The organism is Azoarcus sp. DD4, from assembly GCF_006496635.1.
Classification (GTDB): Bacteria; Pseudomonadota; Gammaproteobacteria; order Burkholderiales; family Rhodocyclaceae; genus Azoarcus.
Window position 1 is genome coordinate 1,999,284 of record NZ_CP022958.1, and the last position, 23,772, is coordinate 2,023,055.

The window sequence follows — 23,772 nt, forward strand, 5'->3', positions numbered from 1 at the left end:
GCATGATTCCGGATTATGCTGATGTCAATTTTCATGTTCGCGGCCGGGGTCTGGGCGCTGCAGCGCCAGCCGGATCTGCCCGCCGAGGCCACGTTGCTCGGGTTGATGCTGCCGTTGACCCTCGGTGTTGCGCTTGCGTTTCGTCTGCGCAGCGCATCCGGGCGGGTTCGTTACATCGGCCTGCTTGCGCTCGGCCTGGCGGCCTTGCTCGCCGGCTTCGCCTGGGCGGGCATGCGCGCGCATTGGCGGCTGGCCGATGCGCTGCCCATGGGCTGGGAGGGGCAGGACGTGCTCGTCGAGGGGGTGGTGGCGGACCTGCCGCAGCCGATGAGCGAAGGCGTGCGCTTCGTCTTGCAGATCGAGCGCGCGGATGCGCCGGTCCCGCGCCTGGTGCTGGTGTCCTGGTATCGCGGCCGCGACGAAGAGGCGACCATACCGCAACTCGAGGCCGGCGAACGCTGGCAGATGACGCTGCGGCTGAAGCGGCCGCACGGCTTCGCCAATCCTCACGGCTTCGACTACGAGGCCTGGCTGCTGGAGCGTGGCCTGCGTGCCACCGGCTATGTACGTGCGGCGCCGCCACCCGAAAGGCTGGCGGTGGGCGAGGGCGGTCTCATGGCCGCGGTGCATCGCCTGCGCGCCGACATCCGCGACCGTTTTCTTGCAGTGCTGGGCGAGGCCCCCTATGCAGGCGTGCTGGTGGCGCTGACTGTGGGCGATCAGCGTGCGATTCCTTCCGCACAATGGGAGGTATTCCGCCGCACCGGAATTTCGCATCTGGTCTCCATCTCCGGCATGCATGTGTCCTTTGTCGCACTGGTGGTCGGTGGCGCGCTGGCCTTCGTCTGGCGACGTGTTCCGGCACTTGTGCTGCGGCTGCCGGCCCGCCGGGCAGGGGCCCTTGCGGCCGTGCTGGCGGCGCTCGCCTATGCCTTGCTGGCCGGCATGGGCATTCCGGTACAGCGGGCGCTGATCATGCTGGCGGTCGTGGCGGCTGCGCTCTTGTTCGGTCGCGAGCCGGCACCGAGCCGGGTGCTGGCGCTTGCGCTGCTGGGCGTGCTGGTGGTCGATCCCTGGGGCGTGTTGTCGGCCGGCTTCTGGCTGTCCTTCGGCGCGGTCGCGGTCATCCTCTTCCTGCTCGGCGGGCGCATCGGTGCGGCGGGCGGCTGGCGGGCCGCCGTCCGCGTGCAACTGGGCATTACCGTGGCGACGCTGCCGGTGCTGCTGGCGCTGTTCCAGTCTTTCTCGCTGGTGTCGCCGCTGGCCAATGCGCTGGCGATTCCGCTGGTGAGCTTCGTGGTCACGCCGCTCGCCCTGCTGGCGATGCTGCTGCCGCTCGATGCGGTACTTCATCTGGCGCACTGGCTGACGAGTGCGATGATGCAGGTGATGGAGTGGCTGGCGGCGTCCCCCTTTGCACTGTGGCAGCAGGCGGCCATACCTGCGTGGCTGACCCTGGCCGGGGTCGTGGCGACCCTGCTGCTGCTCTTGCCGCGGGCCACGCCGGGCAAACCAGCGGCGCTGGTGGTACTCGCCGGGCTGTTGTGGTGGCCGGCACCGCGGCCGCAGGCTGGCAGTTTGCGTGCCACCGTGCTCGACGTCGGCAACGGCCTGGCGGTGCATGTCCAGACCGCCACACACGACCTGTTGTACGACGCCGGGCCGCCCTATGGACCGCTGGCGGACGCCGGCGGCCGGGTGGTGCTGCCGCATCTCGCGGCGAACGGTGTCGGGCGGCTGCATCGCTTGGTTTTGTCGCACGACGATGCCGATCATGTCGGCGGGACAGGCAGCGTGCTCGAAGGTTTGGCGGTGGACTCCGTCATGGCAGGCGAGCCGGGCATGCTGGCGGTGGCGGGCCATCTGCCTGCCCAAGTGTGCGCCGCCGGGACGACATGGGACTGGGACGGCGTGCGCTTCGAAGTCCTGCATCCGGTCGCGGGGCTGCCGCCGGCGCGGCGCAACAACGACGATTCCTGCGTGATCCGCATCGAGGCCGGGGGCGGCTCCCTGCTGCTGGTCGGCGATATCGAGCATCGCGGCGAAGCCGGACTGCTCGCCCGCACGCCGGAACGCCTGGCGAGTTCGGTCGTGGTAGCGGCCCATCACGGCAGTCGCAGCTCGTCCTCACCGGCCTTCGTCGATGCGGTACTGCCCGAGGCGGTGGTGTTCTCGGTCGGTTACCGCAACCCCTTCGGCCATCCCCATCCGGCGGTGTGGGCGCGCTGGGCGGAAGCCGGCGCGCGCAACTGGCGCACCGACAGCCAGGGGGCGGTCGAGATCCTCATCGACAACAATGGTGCCGGACTCGCCGCGGTGCGCGAGCGCGCGCCGCGCTACTGGCATGGCCGCTGATCCACCCGGCGCCGCCGGGCTATGCCTAAGGTACGGGGGCGACCGGCTGCGGGGTGGGCGTTCATGCGCGCGGGACGGTCGGAATGGCGCGGTGCTAGACTCGCACTCGTCATCGACCAGCCGCCGTGAGCCGCCATGAGTCTGCTTTCCGCCTTGCGTCGCCTGTTGCAACCCGAGCCAGTGCTGCCGCGTGACTTCGGTCTGCGTGAGCGCTCCGTCCAGTGCATAGGGCCGCACGGTCTGCACCGGATGGCATATACCGAATGGGGTGATCCGGACAATCCCAGGGTGGTGGTGTGCGTGCATGGCCTTACCCGCAACGGTCGCGATTTCGACGATCTCGCCCGTGCGCTGTCCTCGCACTACCGGGTCATCTGTCCCGACGTGGTCGGCCGCGGCCGCAGCGACTGGCTGGGGGTGAAGGCCGACTACGGCTTTCCGCTCTACGTAGCCGACATGATCACCCTGATCGCGCGGCTGGGCGTGCCGACGGTGCATTGGGTCGGCACCTCCATGGGCGGCATCATCGGCATGCTCATCGCCAGCCAGCCCCACACACCCGTTACCCGCCTGGTGCTCAACGACGTTGGCCCGGTCATCACCGCCGCATCGCTGCGCCGCATTGGTCAGTACGTCGGTACCGCGCCGCGCTTTCCCAGCATGGAGGCGGCCGAGGCTTACATCCGTGAGGTGAGCGCGCCTTTCGGGCCGCTATCCGACGCCCAGTGGCGCCATCTGACGCGCTATGCCGTGCGCCCGGTCGAAGGCGGCTTTGCGATGATCTACGACCCCGGCATCGGCGAAGTCTTCCGCCAGACGCCCTTGTTGCTCGACGTCAGCCTGTGGGAGGTCTACGACCACGTCCATTGTCCGACGCTGGCGCTGCGCGGTGCGGAATCCGACCTGCTGGAACCGGCCACGCTGAGCGCGATGGCCGAGCGCGGACCGCGGGCACGGACGGTCGAATTCCCCGGGGTGGGCCATGCGCCCATGCTGATGGACCCTGGCCAGATTGCGGTGGTGCGCGATTTCCTGCTCGAAGCTTGAGCGCGGTTTGCAGGCTTGGGCGCGACAGATTGGTGCAGAAACATTCCGGATGCACCATGCGCCGGATTTGGATGATCCTTATGCACCAAGGTGGTGCTATGTTGAAAGAAAAACCGCCATCCGACCGTGGATAAGTGTTTGCCGGTGGCTGGCATGTTTTTCGCTGTTTGGGTTTTATCCGGATCCATCACAAGAAAGGCGGGCTTGGCGCCATGACCATCAAGAACTTCTACAACGAGATGACCGACGATGCGGGGCGGGTGAGGCCGCACTATGCATCGTATGCCGCGTGGCTGTCCGAAATGCCGGAAGAGAGGCTGGCGCAGAAGCGGGCCGAGGCGGATGCACTGTTTCACCGTTATGGCATCACCTTTGCGGTGTATGGCGAGGGGGCGGGCACCGAGCGCCTGATTCCTTTCGACATCATTCCGCGCATCATTCCGGCCAACGAGTGGGCTGATCTTGCCGCGGGCCTGAAGCAGCGGGTCAAGGCTCTCAACCTCTTCATCCACGACATCTACCACGATCAGGAGATCCTCAAGGCGGGCAAGATCCCGGCCGAGCAGGTGCTCAACAACGCGCAGTACCGCAAGGTGATGCAGGGCGTGAACGTGCCGCGAAACATCTATGCGCACATTGCCGGTGTCGACATCGTGCGTGCCGGCGCCGGCGAGTTCTACGTGCTCGAAGACAACCTGCGGGTGCCGTCCGGCGTGTCCTACATGCTGGAGAACCGCAAGATGATGATGCGGCTCTTCCCGCGCCTGTTCTCGCGCTACCGGGTCGCGCCGGTCGACCGTTATCCTGACATGCTGCTGAAGACGCTGCGCAGCGTGGCACCGACCGGCGTGACCGATCCTACCGTGGTGGTGCTGACCCCGGGCGCTTACAACAGCGCCTACTTCGAGCATGCCTTCCTCGCCCAGCAGATGGGGGTGGAACTGGTCGAAGGCCAGGACATGTTCGTCAAGGACGAGCAGGTCTACATGCGTACCACCCAGGGTCCGCAGCGGGTGGACGTGATCTATCGCCGGGTGGACGACGACTTCCTCGATCCGCAGGCTTTTCGCTCCGACTCGGTGCTGGGCGTGCCCGGCATCCTCAAGGCCTACCAAGCCGGCCGGGTGACGCTGTCCAACGCGATCGGCAGCGGTGTGGCGGACGACAAGTCCATCTATCCCTACGTGCCGGACATGATCCGCTTCTACCTCGGCGAGGAACCCATCCTGCACAACGTGCCGACCCACATGTGCCGCAAGAAGGACGATCTGGCCTACGTGCTGGATCACCTGCCCGAGTTGGTCGTGAAGGAGGTCCATGGTGCCGGCGGCTACGGCATGCTGGTCGGTCCGGCTTCGACCAAGGCCGAGATCGAGGCCTTCCGCGAGGTCCTGGTCAAGCACCCCGAGCGCTACATCGCCCAGCCCACGCTGGCGTTGTCGGCCTGCCCTACCTTCGTCGATGCCGGCATTGCGCCACGCCACATCGACCTGCGGCCCTTCGTGCTGTCGGGCGAGGAGATCCAGCTGATCCCCGGCGGCCTGACGCGGGTCGCGTTGCGCGAGGGTTCGCTGGTGGTGAATTCGTCCCAGGGGGGCGGCACCAAGGACACCTGGGTGCTGGAAGCCTGAGTTACTGTCGCCGGGCTGCCCCAAGACGGTCACTCAGCCCCCTTGGGGGGCGACCGCGCAGCGGGTGGGGCACATACAAGCAGGACCAAGAGGAAAACAACATGCTGAGCCGTACCGCCGATCACCTTTACTGGATGGCCCGCTACATGGAACGGGCCGAGAACATCGCCCGTATCCTCGATGTGAACCACCGCATGTCGATGATGCCGCAGTCCCCCGCGCAGGAAGAGCAGGCCTGGGGTGCCACGTTACGCATCATGGGCCTGGAAGCCGCCTTCCATCAGCGACACGCGGAGATCACGCCCGACAACGTGCTGGAGTTCATGATCTTCGACCCGGACAACCTGTCCAGCATCCGCAACTGCCTGCGCGCCGCACGCGAAAACGCCCACGCGGTGCGTGGCACGCTGACCTCCGAGCTGTGGGAAACCACCAACGGTACGTGGTTGAAGATGCGCGACTTCACGCCGGAAGAGTTCGCCGACGTCGGCGCCAGCGAGTTCTTCGAGTGGGTCAAGTACCGCTCGCACCTCTCGCGTGGCGTTACCATCGGCACCATGCTGCAGGACGAGGCGTTGCGCTTCATCCGCATCGGCACCTTCCTGGAGCGGGCGGACAACACCGCGCGCATCCTCGACGTGAAGTACCAGCTGCTGCTGCCGGCCGGCGAGGTCGAAGGCGGCGCGGCCGACTACTATCAGTGGAGCGCGCTGCTGCGCTCGGTGTCCGCCTTCGAGGTGTACCGCAAGGTCTATCGCGATCTGATCACGCCGGCACGGGTGGCAGAACTGCTGCTGCTGCGGGTGGACATGCCGCGCTCGCTCGCACGTTGCTTGAAGGAGGTCTACAGCAACCTGCAGCGGGTGTCGAACGCGCAGTCGGCCGAAACCGAGCGCCAGGCCGGCGAGCTCGAGGCGCAGCTGCGCTTCTCGCGCGTCGAGGACATCGTGCGCGGCGGCCTGCACAACTACGTGACGCGCCTGCTGACGCGGGTACAGGATCTCGGCAACCGCATCGCGGACGACTTCCTCGTGCCGGTGTCCTGAGCGGCACCGTCGCGGAGGGGCCGCGTCCGGGCTGGCAGGCGCAGGCTTACCAGCCCGGATTCAGTTTACGGGCGGTCGCGATCTCTTCCCGTATCGTGCGGTAGTGTTCGAAGCGGCGCGGATGGATGGCTCCGCTGGCCAGCGCGGCCTGCAGCGCGCAGCCGGGTTCGCTCTCGTGGCGGCAGTCGCGGAAGCGGCAACGACCCAGATGCGGGCGGAACTCGATGAAGCTCTCGGCCAGTTCTTCCGCAGAGAGATGCGCCAGTCCGAAGGCCTGCAGGCCGGGGCTGTCGATCAGCCAGCCCGTCTTGTGCCCATTTGGGCCCAGCGGGTAGAGGCGGGCGAAGGTGGTGGTGTGCTTGCCGGTATCGAGCGCCGTCGAGATTTCCCGGGTGGCGGCGTTGGCTTCGGGTATCAGCGCGTTGGTGAGCGTGGATTTACCCATGCCGGACTGCCCGACCAGGATGCTGTGGCGTTCCGCGAGCGTGTCGCGCAGCAGTTCGGCGTTGTCGAGCGCGCTGAGTTCGACGATCTCGTAGCCGAGCGCGGCGAATGGCGCGAGCTGGGCGCGGGCCGCTTCCAGCCTGTCGGTGAGGTCGGCCTTGTTGAGCACGATCAGCGGCGTGATGTCCTGCTGTTCGGCAGCCGCAATGCAGCGCGACAGAAGCAGGTCCGAGAACCCCGGCTCGGTGGCGACGACGATGGCGACGTGGGTGAGGTTGGCTGCGATCAGCTTTTCGCGGAAGGCGTCGGAGCGCCACAGCAGGCTGCGACGCGGATGCAGGTGTTCGATCGCCCCCTGGCCGTCGCCGCCGGGCAGCACGTCGACTTCGTCGCCGCATGCGAACACGCTCTTTTTCCCGCGCGGATAGCACTGCATCCGGCCTTGTGCGGTCTCTACCTCGTAGTGGCGGCCGAAGGCGGCGGTGATGGTGCCGGTGAGGGTGGGCTGTTGCTTTTTTCCGTGCGGCTTCACTTGAACTTGTAGTAGCGCTGATTCAGATAGCCGGCGAGGTTGAGCTCGTCTTCCGGGAATAATTGGAGTTGAAGCTGGGTGGTGCAGAAGCTGATCTGGCGGCTGAGCGCGGCAGCGCTCGTCACCCTCCGGTCGGCGCGGGTGTAGATGGCGGCGGCGTCCTCGCCGCCGAAGTTGCGGGCATGGCAGCTCACGCAATTCTCCGCGTGCAGCTTCTGCCCGGCGGCGATATCGGCCTGCGGGAAGGGATCGGCACTGGCCACGGTGCTCAACGTGGCGAGCAGGGCAAGTGTGGCGGGGATGTGCGGGCGCATGTCGTCCTCCGGCGATGACTCAGGCTGGCAGGCCCTGCAGGCGCGCGATGCGGATCGCCGCCGGCGGGTGCGAATCGAAAAAGCGCGAATACAAAGGGTCGGGCGTCAATGTGGCGGCGTTGTCGCGATACAGCTTGACCAACGCAGCAACCAGGTCGTCGGCGCGGGTCTGGCTGGCAGCGTAGCGGTCGGCCTCGAACTCGTGCAGTCGCGACCAATGGCTGGCGATGGGCGACAGCGGGAAGGTGAAGGCCGGCAGGGCGAGCGAGAACAGCGCCAGCGCGACCGCCGTGCCGCCGCTCGCCATGCCCAGTCCGGCATAGAACCAGGGTGTCTGCATGAGCCAGCCGAGCAGGGCGAACAGCACGAGCGCACCCGGCGCGAGTACCGCAAGCCGCTTGGTGATGTGGCGATGGCGGAAGTGGCCGAGCTCGTGTGCGAGCACCGCTTCCACCTCGGCCGGCTCCAGCTTGGCCAGCAGGGTGTCGAAGAAGACGATGCGCTTGGACGCGCCGAAGCCGGTGAAGTAGGCGTTGCCGTGCGCCGAGCGCTTCGATCCGTCCATCACGAAAAGGCCCTTGGACTGGAATCCGCAACGTGCGAGCAGGGCTTCGACGCGGGCCTTGAGCGCTTCGTCCGCCAGCGGGGTGAACTTGTTGAACAGGGGCGCGATGAAAGTGGGCCACACCAGCAGCACGAGCAGGTTGAAGACCAGCCAGACGGCCCACACCCACAGCCACCAGTAGCTCCCCATCGCGCCCATCAGCCACAGCACGGCCGCCAGTACCGGCAGGCCGACGGCGGTGGCGATCACGCTGCCCTTGGCGGTGTCGGCGATGAACAGCGCCGGCGTCATGCGATTGAAGCCGAAGCGCTTCTCGACGACGAAGGTCCGGTAGAGACCGAACGGCAGCTCCACCAGCCAGCTCACCACCGCCAGAGTGGCCAGCAGGGCGATGCCGTGCGCGATGCCGCCGGCTGCGAACACTGCGGCCCAGGCATCGTAGATCGCCTGCAGTCCGCCGCCCAGCGTGAGTGCCAGCGCCAGCAGCGCGCCCACCACGGCATCGACAATGCCGAGACGCATCCGCGCTGCGGTGTAGTCGGCCGCGCGTTGATGGGATTCGAGGCTGATGCTGTGGGCAAAGACCGGCGGAACGCGATGGCGGAACTCGCCGACGTGCCTGATCTGACGCAACATCAGCAGGCTTCTGACGAGAACGCCGAGCAGCAGGAAGCCGGCGAATAGAAGGGCAAAGGACTGGGCTGTCATCAGGAAAAAAATGGGTAGTGGCCGTGGGTGCTGCGTCTTGGGGCCGCGGTGGGCGGAGCGGCGGAAAACCCCGGGCGGGGAGCATCCGAAGCGGCCGTGACGCTGGCCTTTCTGTGACACAATCCCGCCCTCGAATGTTTCGCTCCAACGCATTGGAAAGGCTTGAAGATTATGGCACAGGACCCGAATCACCTGATATGGCTGGACATGGAGATGACCGGGCTGGAACCGGACCGTGACCGCATCATCGAGATCGCGCTCGTGATCACCGACAGCCAGCTCAATACTGTTGCCGAGGCGCCGGTGATCGCGGTGCATCAGCCCGATGCGGTGCTCGACGCGATGGACGACTGGAACAAGAACACCCACGGCAAATCCGGCCTGATCGACCGCGTGCGCGCATCGACCGTGTCGGAAGCGGAGGCCGAGGCGCGCATGCTGGCCTTCCTGCAGGAATGGGTGCCGGCGCGGACCTCGCCGATGTGCGGCAACTCGGTGTGCCAGGATCGCCGCTTCCTCGCGCGCTACATGCCCGCCTTCGAGGCCTGGTTCCATTACCGCAACCTCGACGTGTCGACCCTGAAGGAGCTCGCCAAGCGCTGGCGGCCGGAGGTGTACAAGGGAGTCGAGAAGAAGGGCAAGCACGAGGCGCTCGCCGACATTCACGAATCCATCGGTGAATTGCGCCACTACCGCGACAACTTCCTGCGTCTTGCATGAGCGAAACCGGGCACCGGTGGGGATGGGTCGGTGCCCGGCGCGGTGGTGGTTTCGCTGCGCAGTCGTGCCCGACCCGCCGGTACCGCTTCGCTCAGACGATGCGGCGCGGGCGCCGGTCGGTCATGAAGGCTGGCGGCGGTAGAGGCGGAAGGTTTCGAGCTGCTTGCCGCCGCCGCGGCGATATTCCCAGATGCTCTGCCACTCCGGCGCGGGCTTCTGGCCGCTCGGCCGGCGATCCTCGTACATGAGCAACAGCCTGCAGGTGGTGCTGTCGCCGCGGATCAGGCTGCTGCGGATGCCGGCGTAGTAGTCCAGCGAACTGCGGACGGCGTCGGGCAGGCCGGTGGTGGCGATGCATTCGTCGGCCTGGCGGTTGAGCGCCTGGGCCAGCGAACGGGCAACCGGACGGTAGCTGCGGCCGTAATCGAACCAGGGCATCAGCAGCACCACCGCCAGGCACCAGATCATGGTCATGCCGAGCGCCCAGTTCGCCGGTCCGCGCGAGCTTGTCCGCGGCAGCCGCCACACCAGCACGAACCAGGTCACGCAGATGGTGCCGGCGATCAGGGCCTGTGTCAGGCCGCCATGCAGCACGAAATTCGGCGTGACCTTGGCGATGTGGCGGGCGAGGCCCGGCGGCCAGGTGAAGGCCTGGGCGGTCCAGGCGATCCAGATCAGGATGGCGAACACGGCGAAGGTCATCACCGCGAACCAGTCGAATGCGTTGGCGGCTCCGCGCCGCAAGGTCGGTGCGCCCCCCGCTGCGAGCAGTGCGACCGGAGGAATCAGCGGCAGCGCCGCGGTTGGAGAAAGATCGCCCGACAGATAAAGCCACAGGGCGGTCAGCAACACGGCCGACAGCGGCAGCATCCAGTGCAGCCGGGTGATCTGCCTGCGACCGCGCCACAGCCCCCATAGCGCGATCGGCCACAGCGGCCAGGTGGACCAGCCCAGCAGTTCGAGCAGGCGGTGGATGTCGTCGAACGCCAGCGCGCCGGCGGTGAGCTGCTGCCATTCCTCGCGCAGCCACAGGGAGAAAATCTCCGGCGTGGTCAGATGCACCGCGATCGGCCAGAGGGCGCCGAGGCCGAGCGCCAGGCTGAGCCCGATCAACAGGCCACCGCTGGTGCGCGGATTGCGGCAATCAGGGCTCAGCGCCAGCGCCAGCGGAAACAGCGGGATTGTCAGCAGGGCGCCGGTCAGGCCGCCGGCGAGCACCGCCAGCATGCCGCCCACGCCCGCCTGTACGCCACCCACCAGCGGTTGCTGCGGAGCACGGGCGAGACCGGCCAGTACCAGTGCCTGCATCGCCATCAAGGCGATCATTGGCTGGGTTTCGTGAGCGTGAAGCACCAGTCCGAGAGAGCCGAGCATGAGCATGGCTGCGGGCGTGCGGGCCGGCCGGCCGTGCAGGCGCTCGGCCGCGCGGGCGATCCAGTAGATGGCGAGCGCGGTGAACAGCGCGCTGGCAAGGCGGGCCCCGTCGTGGACCGGCAGCAGGAACTTGAATGCGGTGGCGAGCAGCGCCGCTGTCCAGTAATACAGCGGCGGGAAGTCAGGGAAGGGCTCCCCGGCAATGCGCGGAAAGAGCCAGCCTTCACCTTGCAGGATGGAATGGATGGGGCCGAAGTAACGGGCGTCGTCGCCACGCCAGGGGTCATGCCCGGTCAGGCCGACGAGCAGGTAGAGCGCGACCAGCACGCTCAGGCCCAGCGTGCCGTAGATTCTTCGCTGCAGCAGGGAGGCTTGGGGCGGGTTGCTGATCATGCGCGTTCCGGTCGTTCCGCGGATAGGACGTTGGCGTTCGGGAAGGTGGCGCCCGGATGGGCCGGCCTTTGTCTGGCGCGGCGGTGCAGGCCCCCCGGGGGCTGGATTCTAGCGATGCTGAGGCGTCGATGCGATGCGCCGACGCAACAAAAAGGCAGCCGCAGCTGCCTTTTCCGATGATCCGTGCCGGGCGCGGAGGAAGCTCCGCGCCGGACACCGGCTCAGCCCAGACGCTGGACGTTGCCGTACTTCTGGCGGAAGCGCTCGACGCGGCCGGCGGTGTCGACGATCTTCTGCTTGCCGGTGTAGAAGGGGTGGCAGGCGGCGCACACTTCGACGTGCAGTTCGGGCTTGCCCAGGGTGGAGCGGGTCTTGAAGACGTGGCCGCAGGAGCAGGTCACGCTCACTTCGGCGTACTTCGGATGAATGTCGGCTTTCATGATGGTCCTTGGTACAAGCGGGCGGTGAATGTGGCCGCCCTGGGTGGAAAGAGCGGAATTATCCCCGACTGGAAAGAACATCGCAAGACCGCTGCGATGCCGGCCGGGCGATCGACTACAATTGCGCGCTTCGCCCACGATTGGATCTCACACGTTGCGCCTGCTGCTCGCCCCGATGGAAGGTTTGCTCGACGAGGTGCTGCGCGCCGTGCTGACCCGGCAGACGCGTTACGACTGCGCCGTGACCGAGTTCGTGCGGGTGACTGGGGTGCTCCTGCCGCAGCGCAGCTTCCGGCGCATCGCCCCGGAACTCGATCATGGTAGCCGGACCGAAGGCGGCACCCCGCTGCGTGTGCAGCTGCTCGGGTCGGACCCGGACTGCCTCGCCGACAACGCCAGGCAGCTGGCAGGCTTGGCGCCGACTGCGGTGGATCTGAACTTTGGCTGTCCTGCACCGACGGTGAATCGTCATCGCGGCGGCGCGGTGCTGCTCGACGAACCTGAATTGCTGCATCGGATCGCGCTGGCGGTGCGACGGGCGCTGCCACCGCACATTCCGCTCACGGCCAAGATGCGGCTGGGTGTCGGCGATACCGGACGAGCGATCGACTGCGCACGCGCCCTGGCCGAGGGCGGCGCGAGCGAACTGGTGGTGCACGCCCGGACCAAACAGCAGGGTTACCGGCCGCCGGCGCACTGGGAGTGGGTTGGCCGCATCGCCGGCGAGGTGGCCGTGCCGGTGGTCGCCAACGGCGAGGTGTGGACCGCGGCGGACTGGCAGCGCTGCCGCGAGGTGTCTGGCGTGGCCGATGTCATGCTGGGGCGGGGTGCCGTCGCCGATCCTTTCCTGGCTGCACGCATCGGTCGTGGCGACTTTGCAGCGCCGGACGAACGGACGCGCGCGGCCGAATGGCTGGAAGTGCTCGGAATGCTCGGCGATTTCCGTCTGCGGGTGCTCCGCAAGCTGCGTGCAATCCATGTGCCGGGCCGGATCAAGCAGTGGCTGAATCTGCTGCGCCGCAGTTATCCGCAGGCGGATTGCCTGTTCGGCGAGATCCGCGTGCTGCGCCACATGCCTGAGATCGACCGCGTGCTCGCCGCGCACGGCGTGCCAATGCTGGAGACCAGGCTCGCTGCCTGAGTTTCCGCCCAGAACCGACAGATGCGACCATGAGTTACGCCAATTCCCGTATTCCAGCGAGCGCCCAGGTGGGCGTGCACGACAGCCTGGCCCGCCTCGTCGATCGCCACCTCGCCGAACCCTTCCGCAAACCCTATGCCGATTACAACCGTGCCGCGTTCGATGCCGCGCTCACCGGCTGGGACAGCCGCGCGCCGCTGATCCTCGATGCGGGTTGTGGTGTCGGCCACAGCACCATCCAGCTTGCGCGCGCCTATCCCGGGCACTGGGTGATCGGCGTGGATCAGTCCGAAGAGCGGCTGACCCGGCGCAAGCCCTATCCGGACGCGCTGCTGCCGCGCAACATGGTCTTCGTGCGTGCCGATCTGGTCGATTTCTGGCGCCTGCTGGCCGATGCCGGCCTGCGACTGGACCGCCACTACATCCTGTATCCCAATCCTTGGCCCAAGATCGGGCACCTTGGGCGGCGCTGGCACGGCCATCCGGTTTTCCCGTGGATTCCACGGCTGGGGGGTGTGCTGGAATGTCGCAGCAACTGGCAGGTCTATATTGAAGAGTTCACGTTCGCCCTCGAGCGTGCCTGCGGCCGATCGTTTGCATGGGCGCGCTTCGAGGCGCCGTCGCCGCTGACGCCTTTCGAACGCAAGTACCGCGATTCCGGCCAGCCGCTGTTTCACGTCGTCGCCGATCTGGGCGCCGGCGCCCCACCTTCTGGAGAACCCCGATGAACAACGACGCCGAACATCCTCACCTGATGAGCGATGAAGACTTCGAGGCGCTGGAAGAATTGCTGACCTCCGACGTCGTCCCCGAGGACTGCATGGACCTCGAGATGCTGGACGGCTTTCTCGCCGGTGTGCTCGCCTCGCCGGTGGTCATCCCCACGGCGGAATGGCTGCCGGCGGTGTGGTCGGCCCATGCCGAAGAGATCAGCTTCGGTTCCGGCAGCGGCGCGCAGCGTGCGATCCGCCTGGTGCTTGCGTACTACAACGAACTGGTGACGACGATAGGCGAGGAAGATGGCTGGGAGCCGTTCTGCTTCGCGATCGCGGAGGGCGACAGCCTCAAGCTCGGCGAGGAGTGGATAGGCGGTTTCGCCCAGGGGCTGGAACTGTGGCCGCAGGACTGGGAGACGGTACTGTCTCCGGCCGATGCAGAGGCGGTGCGCACCGATCTCGATGCCATCCTCGGGCCCTGGGGCAGCGACGCCGCAGCAGCCGCCACCGACGAGTTGCGGCTGGGCTGGCTGGAGGAGGCGGGTGAGACCGTGTCCGGCATCGTCGCACGCTGGCGCGGACTCGAACTGGCGATGCCGGTACCGGTTGCGGTGGAGCTGCCTGCAGCGCCGAAGGCGGCCGGGCCGGGGCGCAACGAACCCTGCCCCTGCGGCAGCGGCAAGAAATACAAGAAGTGCCACGGCGCCAATGCGTGAGGATCATTGCACTCGTTGCGGCGCCTGCTGCGCAGCCTTCCGCGTCGACTTCCACTGTTCCGAACTCGCGGGCGGCAATGGCGCCCTGTCCGGCGACGGCGTGCCGGTGGCGCTGACCTACCCGGTGACCGGCAGCCTGGTGCGCATGCGCGGGACCGATGAGGCGCCGCCGCGCTGCATCGCGCTGGCGGGGGAAGTCGGCCAGTCGGTACGCTGCACCATCTACGCGGACAGGCCTTCGCCCTGCCGCGACTTCGCACCTTATGCGGCCCTGGGCATCGGCGAGGATGCCTGCGACCGTGCGCGTGCGCGCCACGGCCTGCCGCCACTGGCGGCCGCCTGAGCGAGGCCTGAGTTCAAACCATCATCAAGTTTGCAGAGACTGTTCTGGAGCGCAGCGCGCGATGGAAACCTTCAATCCCTGCCTGGACTGCGGCATGTGCTGCGTCCATTTTCGCGTTTCCTTCTACTGGACCGAGGCCGACGACGCGCCTGGCGGCTTCGTCCCTGTCGACATGACCGAACAGCTCACGCCGCACCTGCGCTGCATGAAGGGCAGCAACTCGGTGCCGCGGCGCTGTTCGGCGCTGGCCGGCGAGGTAGGCGAGCAAGTCTGGTGCACGATCTACGAGAACAGGCCAACGCCCTGTCGCGAGTTCCCCTCGTATCTGGACGATGGGGAGCCCAATCCGAAATGCGACGAGCTGCGCGCACGGATTGGCTTGCCGCCGCTGCCGCCCAGGGATTTGCCCGACGCGGCCTGAACGGCCTGCTACTCCGGTAAAGGGGCGGGGCGCCCCGCCTCAGCTGGCCGGCGCGGTACGCTGGCGTGCCACGCGGGTGAGCAGGGTGAGGGGGCCGACGTCCCGGAGATGCGCGATCTGCTCGGGCCGGCGCACGAACAGCGAGCCAGCGTAACCCAGGGCATTGACCGAGATGTCGTCCCACTTTTCGCAGCTGCGCGGTACCACCAGCATGTGCTCGCGGGTGACCAGCAGGTTGTAGGGCGGCATCGGGTCGCTGTTGGCGATCAGGCCGAGCTGGCGGCATGCCTGGTCGAATACGGCATGCAGGGCAGCGCCGGCGGTGGCGGACGAGCGCCAGATGGCTTCGTCCAGCTTCAGGAACAGGTGCTGCCATTCGAGCACGTGCAGCGCCGCCGCCTGGCCGGCATCGAGATCGGCAAGGTGGTCGGTGAAAGCGGCCAGGCCCTTGCCGTGCGGGATCCATTGCAGGTGCTTGTGGGCCTGGCTGGCACCGGCGTCGGCGCCACCGTTGTAGAAACCCAGCCCGCCGTGCGGGGCCATCACCGCAGCGAGCGCGGTGAAGTCGGCCACGGTGAGCGGTGAGGTCTGGGCTTCGAAGGCGCGGGTGACGATGAGCAGATGACGTTCGATCACCGGGTACTTGTTCAGTACGGCCAGATGGGCGCTGCCCAGTTCGGCCACCGTCAGTGCCGGATCGGGCGGCAGGAATGGGTTGAAGTCGGGGTTGCGGCGACTTACCGCGTCCACCCGGGCGGAATCCTTGTGCGCCAGCGACGAGACCCAGCGCACGGCGAAGCGCAGTCCGGCGTCGATGACTTCGGTCTGTTCGGTGCGTATCGGTTGCAGGGCGCCGCTGGCGAGCGCGTCGGCGATCGTGCGGTCGATCTGGGCGAGCAGTTCGGCGTTGGGGTTCGGGCCGCTGGTCATCGGGGCATCGGTCAGGGGACAATCGCGCTATTGTGACACGACCACCCGGAGCGGCGAACGCTCCATCCATGACAAGGAATGCAACGCGATGTCCATCGAATTTGCCGTGCGCGGCGACTACATCCAGCTCGACCAGTTGCTGAAGGCTGCGAATCTGGTGACCTCGGGCGGCGAGGCGCATGCCGCGGTCGAAGCCGGCCAGGTAAAGGTGGACGGCAAGCCGGAGTCGCGCAAGCGCGCCAAACTGCGGCCGGGACAGCGGGTGCGTTTCGGCGGGGAAGAGGTCGTTCTCGTCGCCCAGGCCTAGGGCAGGCGGCGGGTGGCCAGCTTTTCGCGGCGGTTGGCAAAGCGTTCCCACACCCAGCCGCCGGGCAGGTCGCGTCCGGTCAGGACGTAGTTCAGGGTGTGCTCGTAGGCGAGCATCAGGCCGAGTTCGTTACGGGCGCCCGCGCGGCCGACCAGCAGCAATTCGTCGCCGGGCTTGAGTGCGCAGTCCAGTGTCGGCATCACCAGGTGATCGTCGTCGTCGCGTCGCAGGTAGAGGGTTTCGCACTCCAGCGCCTCGTCGCGATTGGCTGGCGAACGCAGCAGTTGGCCGATGGTGACGGTGTCGCCGCGCATCAGCCGGCGGTAGAGCGCTGGCGCGCGCGACAGGTTGATCCGTTCGCTCCACACCACCGGCACCGACCAGCCGAAACGCCCGGTCAGCCGTTCCAGCAGCCGTGCGCACCAGGCTTCGTCCCGACGCCGGATCTCCTCGAGGAAGGGTGCGAGCAGCGGCGTGCCGAGGATGGCGAGGCATTCGTGCGCGATGATCTCGCTCGGTACGACCGCGATGTCGGCGTCGAAGGCGTCGAACAGGGCGCGATTGACGAAGAGGTTCTGGCGGACGATCACGAACAGGTCGGGGTTGAGTTCGCGTGCGGTGACGGCCACCGACAGGTTGTCGACGTCCGAACCCGTGCAGGCCACCAGCCCGGCTGCCTGGCGGATTCCGGCCTCGTTCAGCGCATTGGCACCGGTGCCGTCGCCTTGTACCCAGCGGTGGTCGGGGTCGGCGGGCGGCTGCCGATCGATGATGGTGACGGGTACCGCCTGGGCATCCATCGCCTCGGTCATCATCCGGCCGAAGCGGCCGTGGCCGCAGACGATCCAGTTGCCGCGCGGCGGATCGCGGTGGCGCTTGACCATGGTGTCGGGCAGGCCGGTGAGCCAGGTGAGCAGGTGCCAGGCGGCGGGCGCATGGAGCGCGAGGCCGAGATATTCGCTGAATTTCTCGAACGGGTTGATGATGTGGCGGGTGCCGAACGAGGCCATGTTGGCCGCGATGTCGCGGGAGGCCGCGCGGCACAGCGCCGGGATCTTGGGGGCGAGCAGGCGGGCGGCGATGGCGATCGCGAGGTTGGCGTTGTCGTCGTTGGTCAGCGCGATGACGCCGATGCAATGCCGATGGGTGAGACCGGCGAACTTGAGAATTTCCGGATTGCGCGCGTCGGCGGCGATCGCCGGGAGATCGGCGGCGTAGGTGTGGAGTTCGATGTCGCCGACCTTGGCCTCGTCGATCTCGACGACCACCGCGCGGTGGCCCATGCGATCGAGCGCATCGCAGATCAGGCCGCCGGTTTCGCCGTAGCCGCACACCAGGTAGAAGGGTTCGCGCAGGTGGCGCACGCTGCGCACGAAGCGCTGCATGGCGAAGGCCTGCTGCAGGTTGCGGTCGGCAAGCAGTGCGAACACCGTGCCCAGGGTGTAGGCCCAGCCGATCACCGACATGTAGATGCAGACCAGCACCCATAGCCGCTGCTGGTCGGAAAAGGCGTAGGGAATCTCGCCGAAGCCGATGGTCGTGGCGGTGTAGCTGATGAAGTAGAGCGCGTGGAAGAAGCTGAGCTTGTGCGGGTTGCCGTCGGCATCGACGCCGGGAGCCAGGGTGAGGCCCAGCACCGAGATCGACATGATGACGATCAGCAGGATCAGCGGCGCGCGCATGCGCCGCATGATCAGGAAGAAGATGCTGTGATGGCGCGGCAGTGGCGTCATCGCGGTGGTGCTCAGCGGCGCTGCATGATGGTCTCGGCGATCAGGATCACGACCGAGACGACGTTGGCCAGCAGCGCGCCGCCCGACAGTGACACCACGCTGGCGGTGGCCTTGGCGGTCAGGCCGTCGCCCGATATGTGGACTGCGTAGCCCCACACCATGGCCGCGGCGATCAGCTGCAGGTCGGCCACCAGGCTGGTGGCGAGGTGCACCGCGCCGATCTGGGTACGGTCGCCGAACTTGAGCACGGTCGCGATCAGGCTGACGACGATGGCGGCGAACAGCTCGTAGATGTCGTGATGGGCCGGATCGTCGATGTCGCCGACGAAGAAGCCGAAGTTGAGCGTGGCGGCGAGCAGGATGAAGAAGCCGAAGATGACTTTTTCGAGGTTCATGTTGTTCTCGTCATGAGGCGTCGTCCAGGGCGGACGCTCCAGCTGCGGCCATTATAGGCACACTGCGTGTGCGGTAAGCGCGCCCGCGCTCAGGCGTGGATGTCGCCATCCACGTAATACCAGCGACCGTCCTCGCGGACGAAGCGGCTGGTTTCATGCAGGCGATGGGCGCGGCCGCCGACGCGGTAGCGGGCGACGAATTCGACCTCGGCGCGGTCTTCGGCCAGCGGGCGGTGCGATCTGACCTGCAGGCCTATCCACTTGGGGCGCGGTTCTTCGTCGAAATCGAGGGTGGCCGGGCGGGTGCTTGCATGCCAGGTGGCGAGCAGGTAGTCGCCCAGGCTCAGGGTGAAGGCGGTGTAGCGCGAGCGCATCAGGGCTTCGGCGGTGGCGGGCGGCGTGCTGCCGTGGAGCGCGGGGCCGCAGCAGGTGGCAAGCGTACGACCGGATCCGCAGGGGCAATCGGTGGGTTTCATCGGGTGGACAGGCAATCGGCAAGGCAGGGATTTTGCAATGAAGGGGGCGGGACGTCACCCGGTGCCGGGGCGCGGCGATTCGCGATGTCCGACGCAGCCTGCCCGGTCGCGGCCATGCGGCGAATGACGAAAGCGGTCAGCTGTTGCTTGCACCCTGATCGTGAAGGAAGATATGCATCGGGCAAAGACCGGATGCGATCGATGCCGGCTGCAGGCCAGTCTGCCCGATCGACCAAGGAATGTCCGGACCGGGGCATTCGGGGTAATTCAGAACAGGCATGGAGAACCATGCGATGACACCGCACCGGCCGTCCGGTGGCGACCGTAACGGGGCGCCAGCCGCAAGCGCAGCAAGGCCCGACCGTGCCGGTACGCGGCTGAATCTGCTCATCACCTTGGTGTGCGTCGTCGCAATCGCAGGCCTCTGGCTGGCCACGCTGCAGCGCATCGAGTCAGAGCGTGCGCAGGCGGTGGCCGCGGCGATGGAATCGAACGCCAACCTGGCCATCGCCTTCGAGCAGCAGGTGTTCCGCACCCTGAAGGCTGCCGAGCAGGTGGCCGCCTTCGTCCGGGAGCGATATCTCCAGCAGGGCTCCGGCATCAACCTGCGCCAGTGGGTGGAGCACGGCGTCATCCGGGAGACGATGTTCACCATCATCAGCGTGGTCGATGAAAGCGGCGAGATCGTCAGCAGCAGCCTGGCGACGGGCAGGGTGAACTACGCCGATCGCGAGTTCTTCCAGTCGCAGCGCGATAGCGCGCAGGACGAATTGTTCGTCAGCAGGCCGGTGCTCGGTCGGGTCTCCGGCCGTTGGCAGATTCCGATGTCGCTGCGTATCTCGCGTCCGGATGGCGGTTTCGGGGGCGTGGTGGTGATGTCGGTCGATCCCGCCAACTTCACCGATTTCTATCGCCAGGCCGACCTGGGAAGCCAGGGCCTGCTTGAACTCACCGGCCTCGACGGCATCGTGCGCGGACGCAAGATCGGCGGTGAGAGCATGTTCGGGCTGGAAGCCGCCGGCCTCACCTGGTTTCAGCGCCGGGCAGCGGCGTCGATGGGGGATTTCATGGACGGCGGTGACGCGGTCGATGGCGTCAAACGTATCGTCAGCTACCGCAGCATGGCAGGCTACCCCTTGATGGTGACCGTGGGTACGGCCTATGCCGATGAACTCGCACCCGTCCTGCAACGGCGCTCGACCTATCTGGCGATGGCGGGCAGCGCGACCGCGGCCTTGCTGGTCTTTGCCGGCATGTTGATGCTGGTTCTGGCGCGGCAGCGTGCCGCAGCCGACGCCCTGCAGGCAAGCGAAGCCCTGTTTCGGGCGACCTTCCATCAAGCTGCAGTGGGTATCGCGCACATCGCCCCCGACGGACGCATCCTGGGCGCCAACGAAAAGTTCTGTCTGATGCTGGGCTATGGCAGCGACGAACTGCGCGCACGCACGGTGTTCGAGCTGAGCGACACGGACAGGCGCGATGAGGAGCGGCAGTTCCTAAGCGTCCTGCTGTCGGCCCGTTCGCCGGTCTTTTCACCCGAGATCGAGAAAACCTACTGTCGCAAGGACGGCTCCATCCTGTGGGTGAACGAGGGGCTCAGCGTGGTGAGGGATGCGCGCGGCAGGCCGGACTTCCTGGTGGTGGTCACGCAAGACATCACTGCCCGCAAGGATCTGGAGGCCCGCCTCTCGCACGATGCGCTGCACGACGCGCTGACCGGCCTGCCCAATCGCGTGATGTTCCTGGATCGGCTCGCCCGGGTGCTGGAGTCTGCGCGCCGGCACGGCGAGCTGGCTGCAGTCCTGTATATCGATCTGGACGGCTTCAAGGCGGTCAACGACAACCACGGCCATGCTGCCGGCGATGCGCTGCTGCAGCAGGTTGCCCGTCGCCTGGAGGGCTGCGTGCGGGCGGAAGACACGGTGTCGCGCTTCGGTGGCGACGAGTTCGGCATCGTGCTGGCAAAGCTCACCAAGGCGCAGGATTGCGAGGCCGTCGCCCTCAAGATCATCAATGCCCTGGCGACACTGTTTGAACTCGAGGCGGCTGCGGTCTCCATCTCGGCCAGCGTGGGGGCGGCGGTCTTTCCCGCCCATGGCGACGATACCGCCGCCTTGGTGGCCTACGCAGATTCGTCCATGTATGCCGCCAAGAACTCGGGAAAGAACCGCTTCAGTTGGGAGCCGCTCGCGAGCGATGCCGCCCGCTGACCCGCAGGCGGTCACGGCTGGCCCCGACTGTGGCGGGCGGCGCGCGGCGCGGCCTCAGCGCAGGATATCCCTCAACACATAGGGCAGTATCCCGCCGTGCCGGTAATACTCCACCTCGATCGGGGTGTCGATGCGGCACAGCAGCGACACCCGTGTTTCGCTGCCGTCCTCCCTTCGCACCACCAGCTCCAGGTCCTGCAGCGGCTGCAAGCCCGCGGCGACGCCGCCGATGTCGAAGCGTTCGCTGCCGTCCAGCCCGAGCGACTGCCAGCTGTCGCCGTTCCTGAACTGCAGCGGCAGCACGCCCATGCCGACGAGGTTGGAGCGGTGGATGCGCTCGAAGCTCTTCGCGATCACCGCCTTGACGCCGAGCAGGGCGGTTCCCTTGGCCGCCCAGTCGCGCGAGGAGCCGGTGCCGTATTCCTCGCCGGCGAAGATCACCGTCGGCGTACCGCGTGCGAGGTAGGTGCTGGCGGCGTCGAACACCGTGGCCTGCCGGCCGTCGAGCAGGGTGTAGCCGCCTTCGGGCCGCTTGCCGTCGGCGTCGGCCGGCAGCATCAGGTTGCGGATGCGCACGTTGGCGAAGGTGCCGCGCACCATCACGTCGTGATGGCCGCGGCGCGAACCGTAGGAGTTGAAGTCCTTGCGCGCCACGCCACGGGCCGTGAGCCATTGGCCGGCCGGCGTGGTCTCGCGGAAGGAGCCGGCCGGCGAGATGTGGTCGGTGGTGACCGAATCGCCGAGCAGCAGCAGGGCGCGCGCCTCGCGGATATCCGTTGTCGGCGTTGGCATCATCGCGAAGCCGTCGAAGAAGGGCGGCCGCGCGATGTAGGTGGAGACCGGCCAGTCGTAGCGCTGGCCGACCGGCGCGGTGATCGCGTTCCACAGGTCGTGGTCGCGGGTGAGGTCGGTGTAGCGGCGCTGGTAGTTGTCGGGGTCCATCGCCAGCGGCATGATCGCGGCGATCTCGTCCGAACTCGGCCACAGGTCGCGCAGGTAGACCGGTTTGCCGTCGCGGCCGCTGCCGAGCGGTTCGGCGCTGAGGTCGATGTTGGCGCGCCCGGCAATCGCGAAGGCCACCACCAGCGGCGGCGAGGCCAGGTAGTTGGCGCGGATCGAGGGGTGGATGCGGGCCTCGAAGTTGCGGTTGCCGGAGAGCACCGCGGCTGCGACGAGTTCGTGCCTGGCGATGGTGTCGTTGAATTCCGGCGCGAGGTCGCCCGCGTTGCCGATGCAGGTGGTGCAGCCGTAGCCGGCCAGCGCAAAGCCGAGCTCGGCCAGCGGGGCGAGCAGGCCGGCCTTTTCCAGGTAGTCGGTGACGACGCGCGAGCCTGGCGCGAGCGAGGTCTTGATGTGCGGCGCGACCTTGAGGCCGGCATCCACCGCCTTCTTTGCCAGCAGGCCGGCGGCGATCAGCACTGCGGGGTTGCTGGTGTTGGTGCAGGAGGTGATCGCGGCGATCAGCACGTCGCCGTTGCCCAGTTCGATGCCGTTGCGGCCGCTCGGGTAGCGCGTGTCGAGTTCTCCGGCGACCTTGCCGAAGCCGTTGTCCGCCGTCGGTGCGCTGAACAGTTCGGCGAAGCGGCTGCGCATGTCGGACAGGGCGATGCGGTCCTGCGGCCGCTTGGGGCCGGCGAGCGACGGCACGATGCTCGCCAGGTCGAGCACCAGCGTGCGGGTATAGTCGATCTCGCCGGCGCGCGGCACGCCGAACATCTGCTGGGCGCGGAACCAGGCCTCGAACAGTTCGCAGCTCTCCTCGTCGCGGCCGGTGCCGCGCATGTAGACGAGGGTTTTTTCATCGACGGGGAAGAAGCCCATGGTGGCGCCATACTCCGGTGCCATGTTGGCGATGGTGGCGCGGTCGGTGACGGTGAGATTCGCCGTGCCTTCGCCGAAGAACTCGACGAATTTGCCCACCACTTTTTCGCGCCGCAGCATCTCGGTGACGGTCAGCACCAGATCGGTGGCGGTCACGCCTTCCGGCAGACGGCCGCGTAGTTCGACGCCGATCACGTCGGGCGTGAGGAAATACACCGGCTGGCCGAGCATCGCCGCTTCCGCCTCGATGCCGCCCACGCCCCAGCCGACCACGCCGAGCGCGTTGATCATCGTGGTGTGCGAGTCGGTGCCGACCAGGGTGTCCGGGTAGTAGAGGTCGCCATCGTGGCGTAGGCCGCGGAAGAGGTATTCAAGGTTGATCTGGTGCACGATGCCGATGCCCGGCGGCACCACGCCGAAGGTGTCGAAGGCCTGCATGCCCCACTTGAGGAACTGGTAGCGCTCGCGGTTGCGCTCGAATTCCAGTTCCATGTTCTGGCGCAGCGCGATCGGCGAACCGTAGTGGTCGACCTGCACCGAGTGGTCGACCACGAGGTCGACCGGCACCAGCGGTTCGATGCGCTTCGGGTCGCGTCCCTGGCCGGCAGCGACATCGCGCATGGCGGCCAGGTCGCACAGCAGCGGCACGCCGGTGAAGTCCTGCAGCACCACGCGGGCGACGACGAAGGGGATCTCCGCGCTGCGTTCGGCGGCGGGTGCCCAGTTGGCCAGCGCGCGGACGTGCTCTTCGTCCACCTTGAGGCCGTCACAGTGGCGCAGGACCGCCTCCAGCACGATGCGCAGCGACACCGGCAGGCGCGACACCGGGCCGATGCCGGCCGCGTCGAGCGCGGGCAGCGAAAAGTAGCGGCCGGTTATGCCGCTGCGGGTGGTAAAGGACTTGAGCGTCTGTGTCTTGAGTCGAGCGATGCCGGTGTCGGACATGGTTTCCTCCCTTGGGCTGCGCGTTCCGGATACCCCGGTCGGACAGGGG

The 23,772-nt window shown here is 67.2% G+C and carries 22 protein-coding genes; 12 read left to right on the forward strand and 10 right to left on the reverse strand.

What is annotated here, in order from left to right:
- The first annotated feature begins 21 nt into the window (after positions 1-21).
- The 4 genes from CJ010_RS09355 (at position 22) to CJ010_RS09370 (ending at position 6,079) form a co-directional block, all read left to right on the forward strand.
- Positions 22-2,355, forward strand: a complete 2,334-nt coding sequence (locus CJ010_RS09355) for a DNA internalization-related competence protein ComEC/Rec2 (protein ID WP_240794542.1) — start codon at positions 22-24, stop codon at positions 2,353-2,355.
- 135 nt (positions 2,356-2,490) lie between these two features.
- Positions 2,491-3,402 carry an alpha/beta fold hydrolase gene (locus tag CJ010_RS09360; RefSeq protein WP_141017783.1) on the forward strand — a complete coding sequence of 304 codons (912 nt, stop codon included), beginning with the start codon at positions 2,491-2,493 and terminating at the stop codon, positions 3,400-3,402.
- Positions 3,403-3,614: 212 nt separating this feature from the next.
- Complete coding sequence (locus CJ010_RS09365; RefSeq protein ID WP_141017784.1) at positions 3,615-5,033, forward strand: circularly permuted type 2 ATP-grasp protein; 1,419 nt, start codon at positions 3,615-3,617, stop codon at positions 5,031-5,033.
- A gap of 101 nt (positions 5,034-5,134) precedes the next feature.
- On the forward strand, positions 5,135-6,079 hold the full coding sequence (locus CJ010_RS09370; protein WP_141017785.1) for an alpha-E domain-containing protein: 945 nt from the start codon (positions 5,135-5,137) through the stop codon (positions 6,077-6,079).
- A gap of 46 nt (positions 6,080-6,125) precedes the next feature.
- On the opposite strand, the gene rsgA is transcribed toward CJ010_RS09370, so the two are convergent.
- The 3 genes from rsgA to CJ010_RS09385 are packed head-to-tail and all read right to left on the reverse strand — an operon-like array spanning position 6,126 to position 8,642.
- The gene (rsgA, locus tag CJ010_RS09375) at positions 6,126-7,055 is read right to left on the reverse strand and encodes a ribosome small subunit-dependent GTPase A (RefSeq protein ID WP_141017786.1); all 930 of its coding nucleotides are present in this window, start codon (positions 7,053-7,055) and stop codon (positions 6,126-6,128) included.
- Entirely contained in the window at positions 7,052-7,369 is a 318-nt protein-coding gene (locus tag CJ010_RS09380; protein WP_141017787.1) for a cytochrome c, read from the reverse strand. Before CJ010_RS09380 ends, rsgA begins: the two co-directional genes overlap by 4 nt.
- Positions 7,370-7,388: 19 nt before the next feature.
- Positions 7,389-8,642, reverse strand: a complete 1,254-nt coding sequence (locus tag CJ010_RS09385) for a M48 family metallopeptidase (RefSeq protein ID WP_141017788.1) — start codon at positions 8,640-8,642, stop codon at positions 7,389-7,391.
- A 171-nt stretch (positions 8,643-8,813) separates the two neighbouring features.
- On the opposite strand from CJ010_RS09385, the gene orn reads away from it, so the two are divergent.
- Positions 8,814-9,362, forward strand: coding sequence for an oligoribonuclease (gene orn, locus CJ010_RS09390; protein WP_141017789.1), 549 nt, complete (start codon positions 8,814-8,816; stop codon positions 9,360-9,362).
- Positions 9,363-9,482: 120 nt separating this feature from the next.
- Here orn and CJ010_RS09395 read toward each other — a convergent pair whose 3' ends face one another.
- Together CJ010_RS09395 and rpmE are read right to left on the reverse strand one after the other, a co-directional pair.
- A complete protein-coding gene (locus CJ010_RS09395; RefSeq protein WP_141017790.1) occupies positions 9,483-11,129 on the reverse strand; it encodes a glycosyltransferase family 39 protein in 1,647 nt (548 codons plus the stop codon).
- A gap of 221 nt (positions 11,130-11,350) precedes the next feature.
- A complete protein-coding gene (gene rpmE / locus CJ010_RS09400; protein WP_141017791.1) occupies positions 11,351-11,569 on the reverse strand; it encodes a 50S ribosomal protein L31 in 219 nt (72 codons plus the stop codon).
- Positions 11,570-11,723: 154 nt separating this feature from the next.
- Between rpmE and CJ010_RS09405 the strand changes: the two genes are divergently transcribed.
- From CJ010_RS09405 to CJ010_RS09425, 5 genes are all read left to right on the forward strand, one after another.
- Positions 11,724-12,710 carry a tRNA-dihydrouridine synthase gene (locus tag CJ010_RS09405; RefSeq protein ID WP_205754923.1) on the forward strand — a complete coding sequence of 329 codons (987 nt, stop codon included), beginning with the start codon at positions 11,724-11,726 and terminating at the stop codon, positions 12,708-12,710.
- Positions 12,711-12,739: 29 nt separating this feature from the next.
- On the forward strand, positions 12,740-13,438 hold the full coding sequence (locus CJ010_RS09410) for a tRNA (guanosine(46)-N(7))-methyltransferase TrmB (protein WP_141017792.1): 699 nt from the start codon (positions 12,740-12,742) through the stop codon (positions 13,436-13,438).
- Positions 13,435-14,142 carry a UPF0149 family protein gene (locus tag CJ010_RS09415; protein ID WP_141017793.1) on the forward strand — a complete coding sequence of 236 codons (708 nt, stop codon included), beginning with the start codon at positions 13,435-13,437 and terminating at the stop codon, positions 14,140-14,142. The genes CJ010_RS09410 and CJ010_RS09415 overlap by 4 nt, the downstream gene beginning before the upstream one ends.
- Positions 14,135-14,485, forward strand: a complete 351-nt coding sequence (locus CJ010_RS09420) for a YkgJ family cysteine cluster protein (RefSeq protein WP_141017794.1) — start codon at positions 14,135-14,137, stop codon at positions 14,483-14,485. Before CJ010_RS09415 ends, CJ010_RS09420 begins: the two co-directional genes overlap by 8 nt.
- Positions 14,486-14,546: 61 nt before the next feature.
- Positions 14,547-14,906, forward strand: coding sequence for a YkgJ family cysteine cluster protein (locus CJ010_RS09425; RefSeq protein ID WP_141017795.1), 360 nt, complete (start codon positions 14,547-14,549; stop codon positions 14,904-14,906).
- 39 nt (positions 14,907-14,945) lie between these two features.
- Here the strand turns inward: CJ010_RS09425 and CJ010_RS09430 are convergent, their stop codons facing one another.
- On the reverse strand, positions 14,946-15,836 hold the full coding sequence (locus CJ010_RS09430; protein ID WP_141017796.1) for a DUF4922 domain-containing protein: 891 nt from the start codon (positions 15,834-15,836) through the stop codon (positions 14,946-14,948).
- Between the two features lie 88 nt (positions 15,837-15,924).
- Between CJ010_RS09430 and CJ010_RS09435 the strand changes: the two genes are divergently transcribed.
- On the forward strand, positions 15,925-16,143 hold the full coding sequence (locus tag CJ010_RS09435) for an RNA-binding S4 domain-containing protein (protein ID WP_141017797.1): 219 nt from the start codon (positions 15,925-15,927) through the stop codon (positions 16,141-16,143).
- On the opposite strand, the gene CJ010_RS09440 is transcribed toward CJ010_RS09435, so the two are convergent.
- The 3 genes from CJ010_RS09440 to CJ010_RS09450 all read right to left on the reverse strand — a co-directional run bounded on the left by CJ010_RS09440 (position 16,140) and on the right by CJ010_RS09450 (position 18,747).
- Positions 16,140-17,876 carry an NAD-binding protein gene (locus tag CJ010_RS09440; RefSeq protein WP_141017798.1) on the reverse strand — a complete coding sequence of 579 codons (1,737 nt, stop codon included), beginning with the start codon at positions 17,874-17,876 and terminating at the stop codon, positions 16,140-16,142. The genes CJ010_RS09435 and CJ010_RS09440 overlap by 4 nt on opposite strands.
- Positions 17,877-17,887: 11 nt before the next feature.
- Positions 17,888-18,271 (reverse strand): DUF6394 family protein, encoded by a 384-nt coding sequence (locus CJ010_RS09445; protein WP_141017799.1) that lies wholly within the window; start codon positions 18,269-18,271, stop codon positions 17,888-17,890.
- Positions 18,272-18,360: 89 nt separating this feature from the next.
- A complete protein-coding gene (locus CJ010_RS09450) occupies positions 18,361-18,747 on the reverse strand; it encodes a YchJ family protein (RefSeq protein WP_141017800.1) in 387 nt (128 codons plus the stop codon).
- A 293-nt stretch (positions 18,748-19,040) separates the two neighbouring features.
- Here CJ010_RS09450 and CJ010_RS09455 point away from each other — a divergent pair, with 293 nt between their 5' ends.
- Positions 19,041-20,957 carry a diguanylate cyclase domain-containing protein gene (locus CJ010_RS09455; RefSeq protein ID WP_240794543.1) on the forward strand — a complete coding sequence of 639 codons (1,917 nt, stop codon included), beginning with the start codon at positions 19,041-19,043 and terminating at the stop codon, positions 20,955-20,957.
- 54 nt (positions 20,958-21,011) lie between these two features.
- Here the strand turns inward: CJ010_RS09455 and acnA are convergent, their stop codons facing one another.
- Positions 21,012-23,723, reverse strand: a complete 2,712-nt coding sequence (acnA, locus tag CJ010_RS09460) for an aconitate hydratase AcnA (RefSeq protein ID WP_141017802.1) — start codon at positions 23,721-23,723, stop codon at positions 21,012-21,014.
- Positions 23,724-23,772 lie beyond the last annotated feature (49 nt).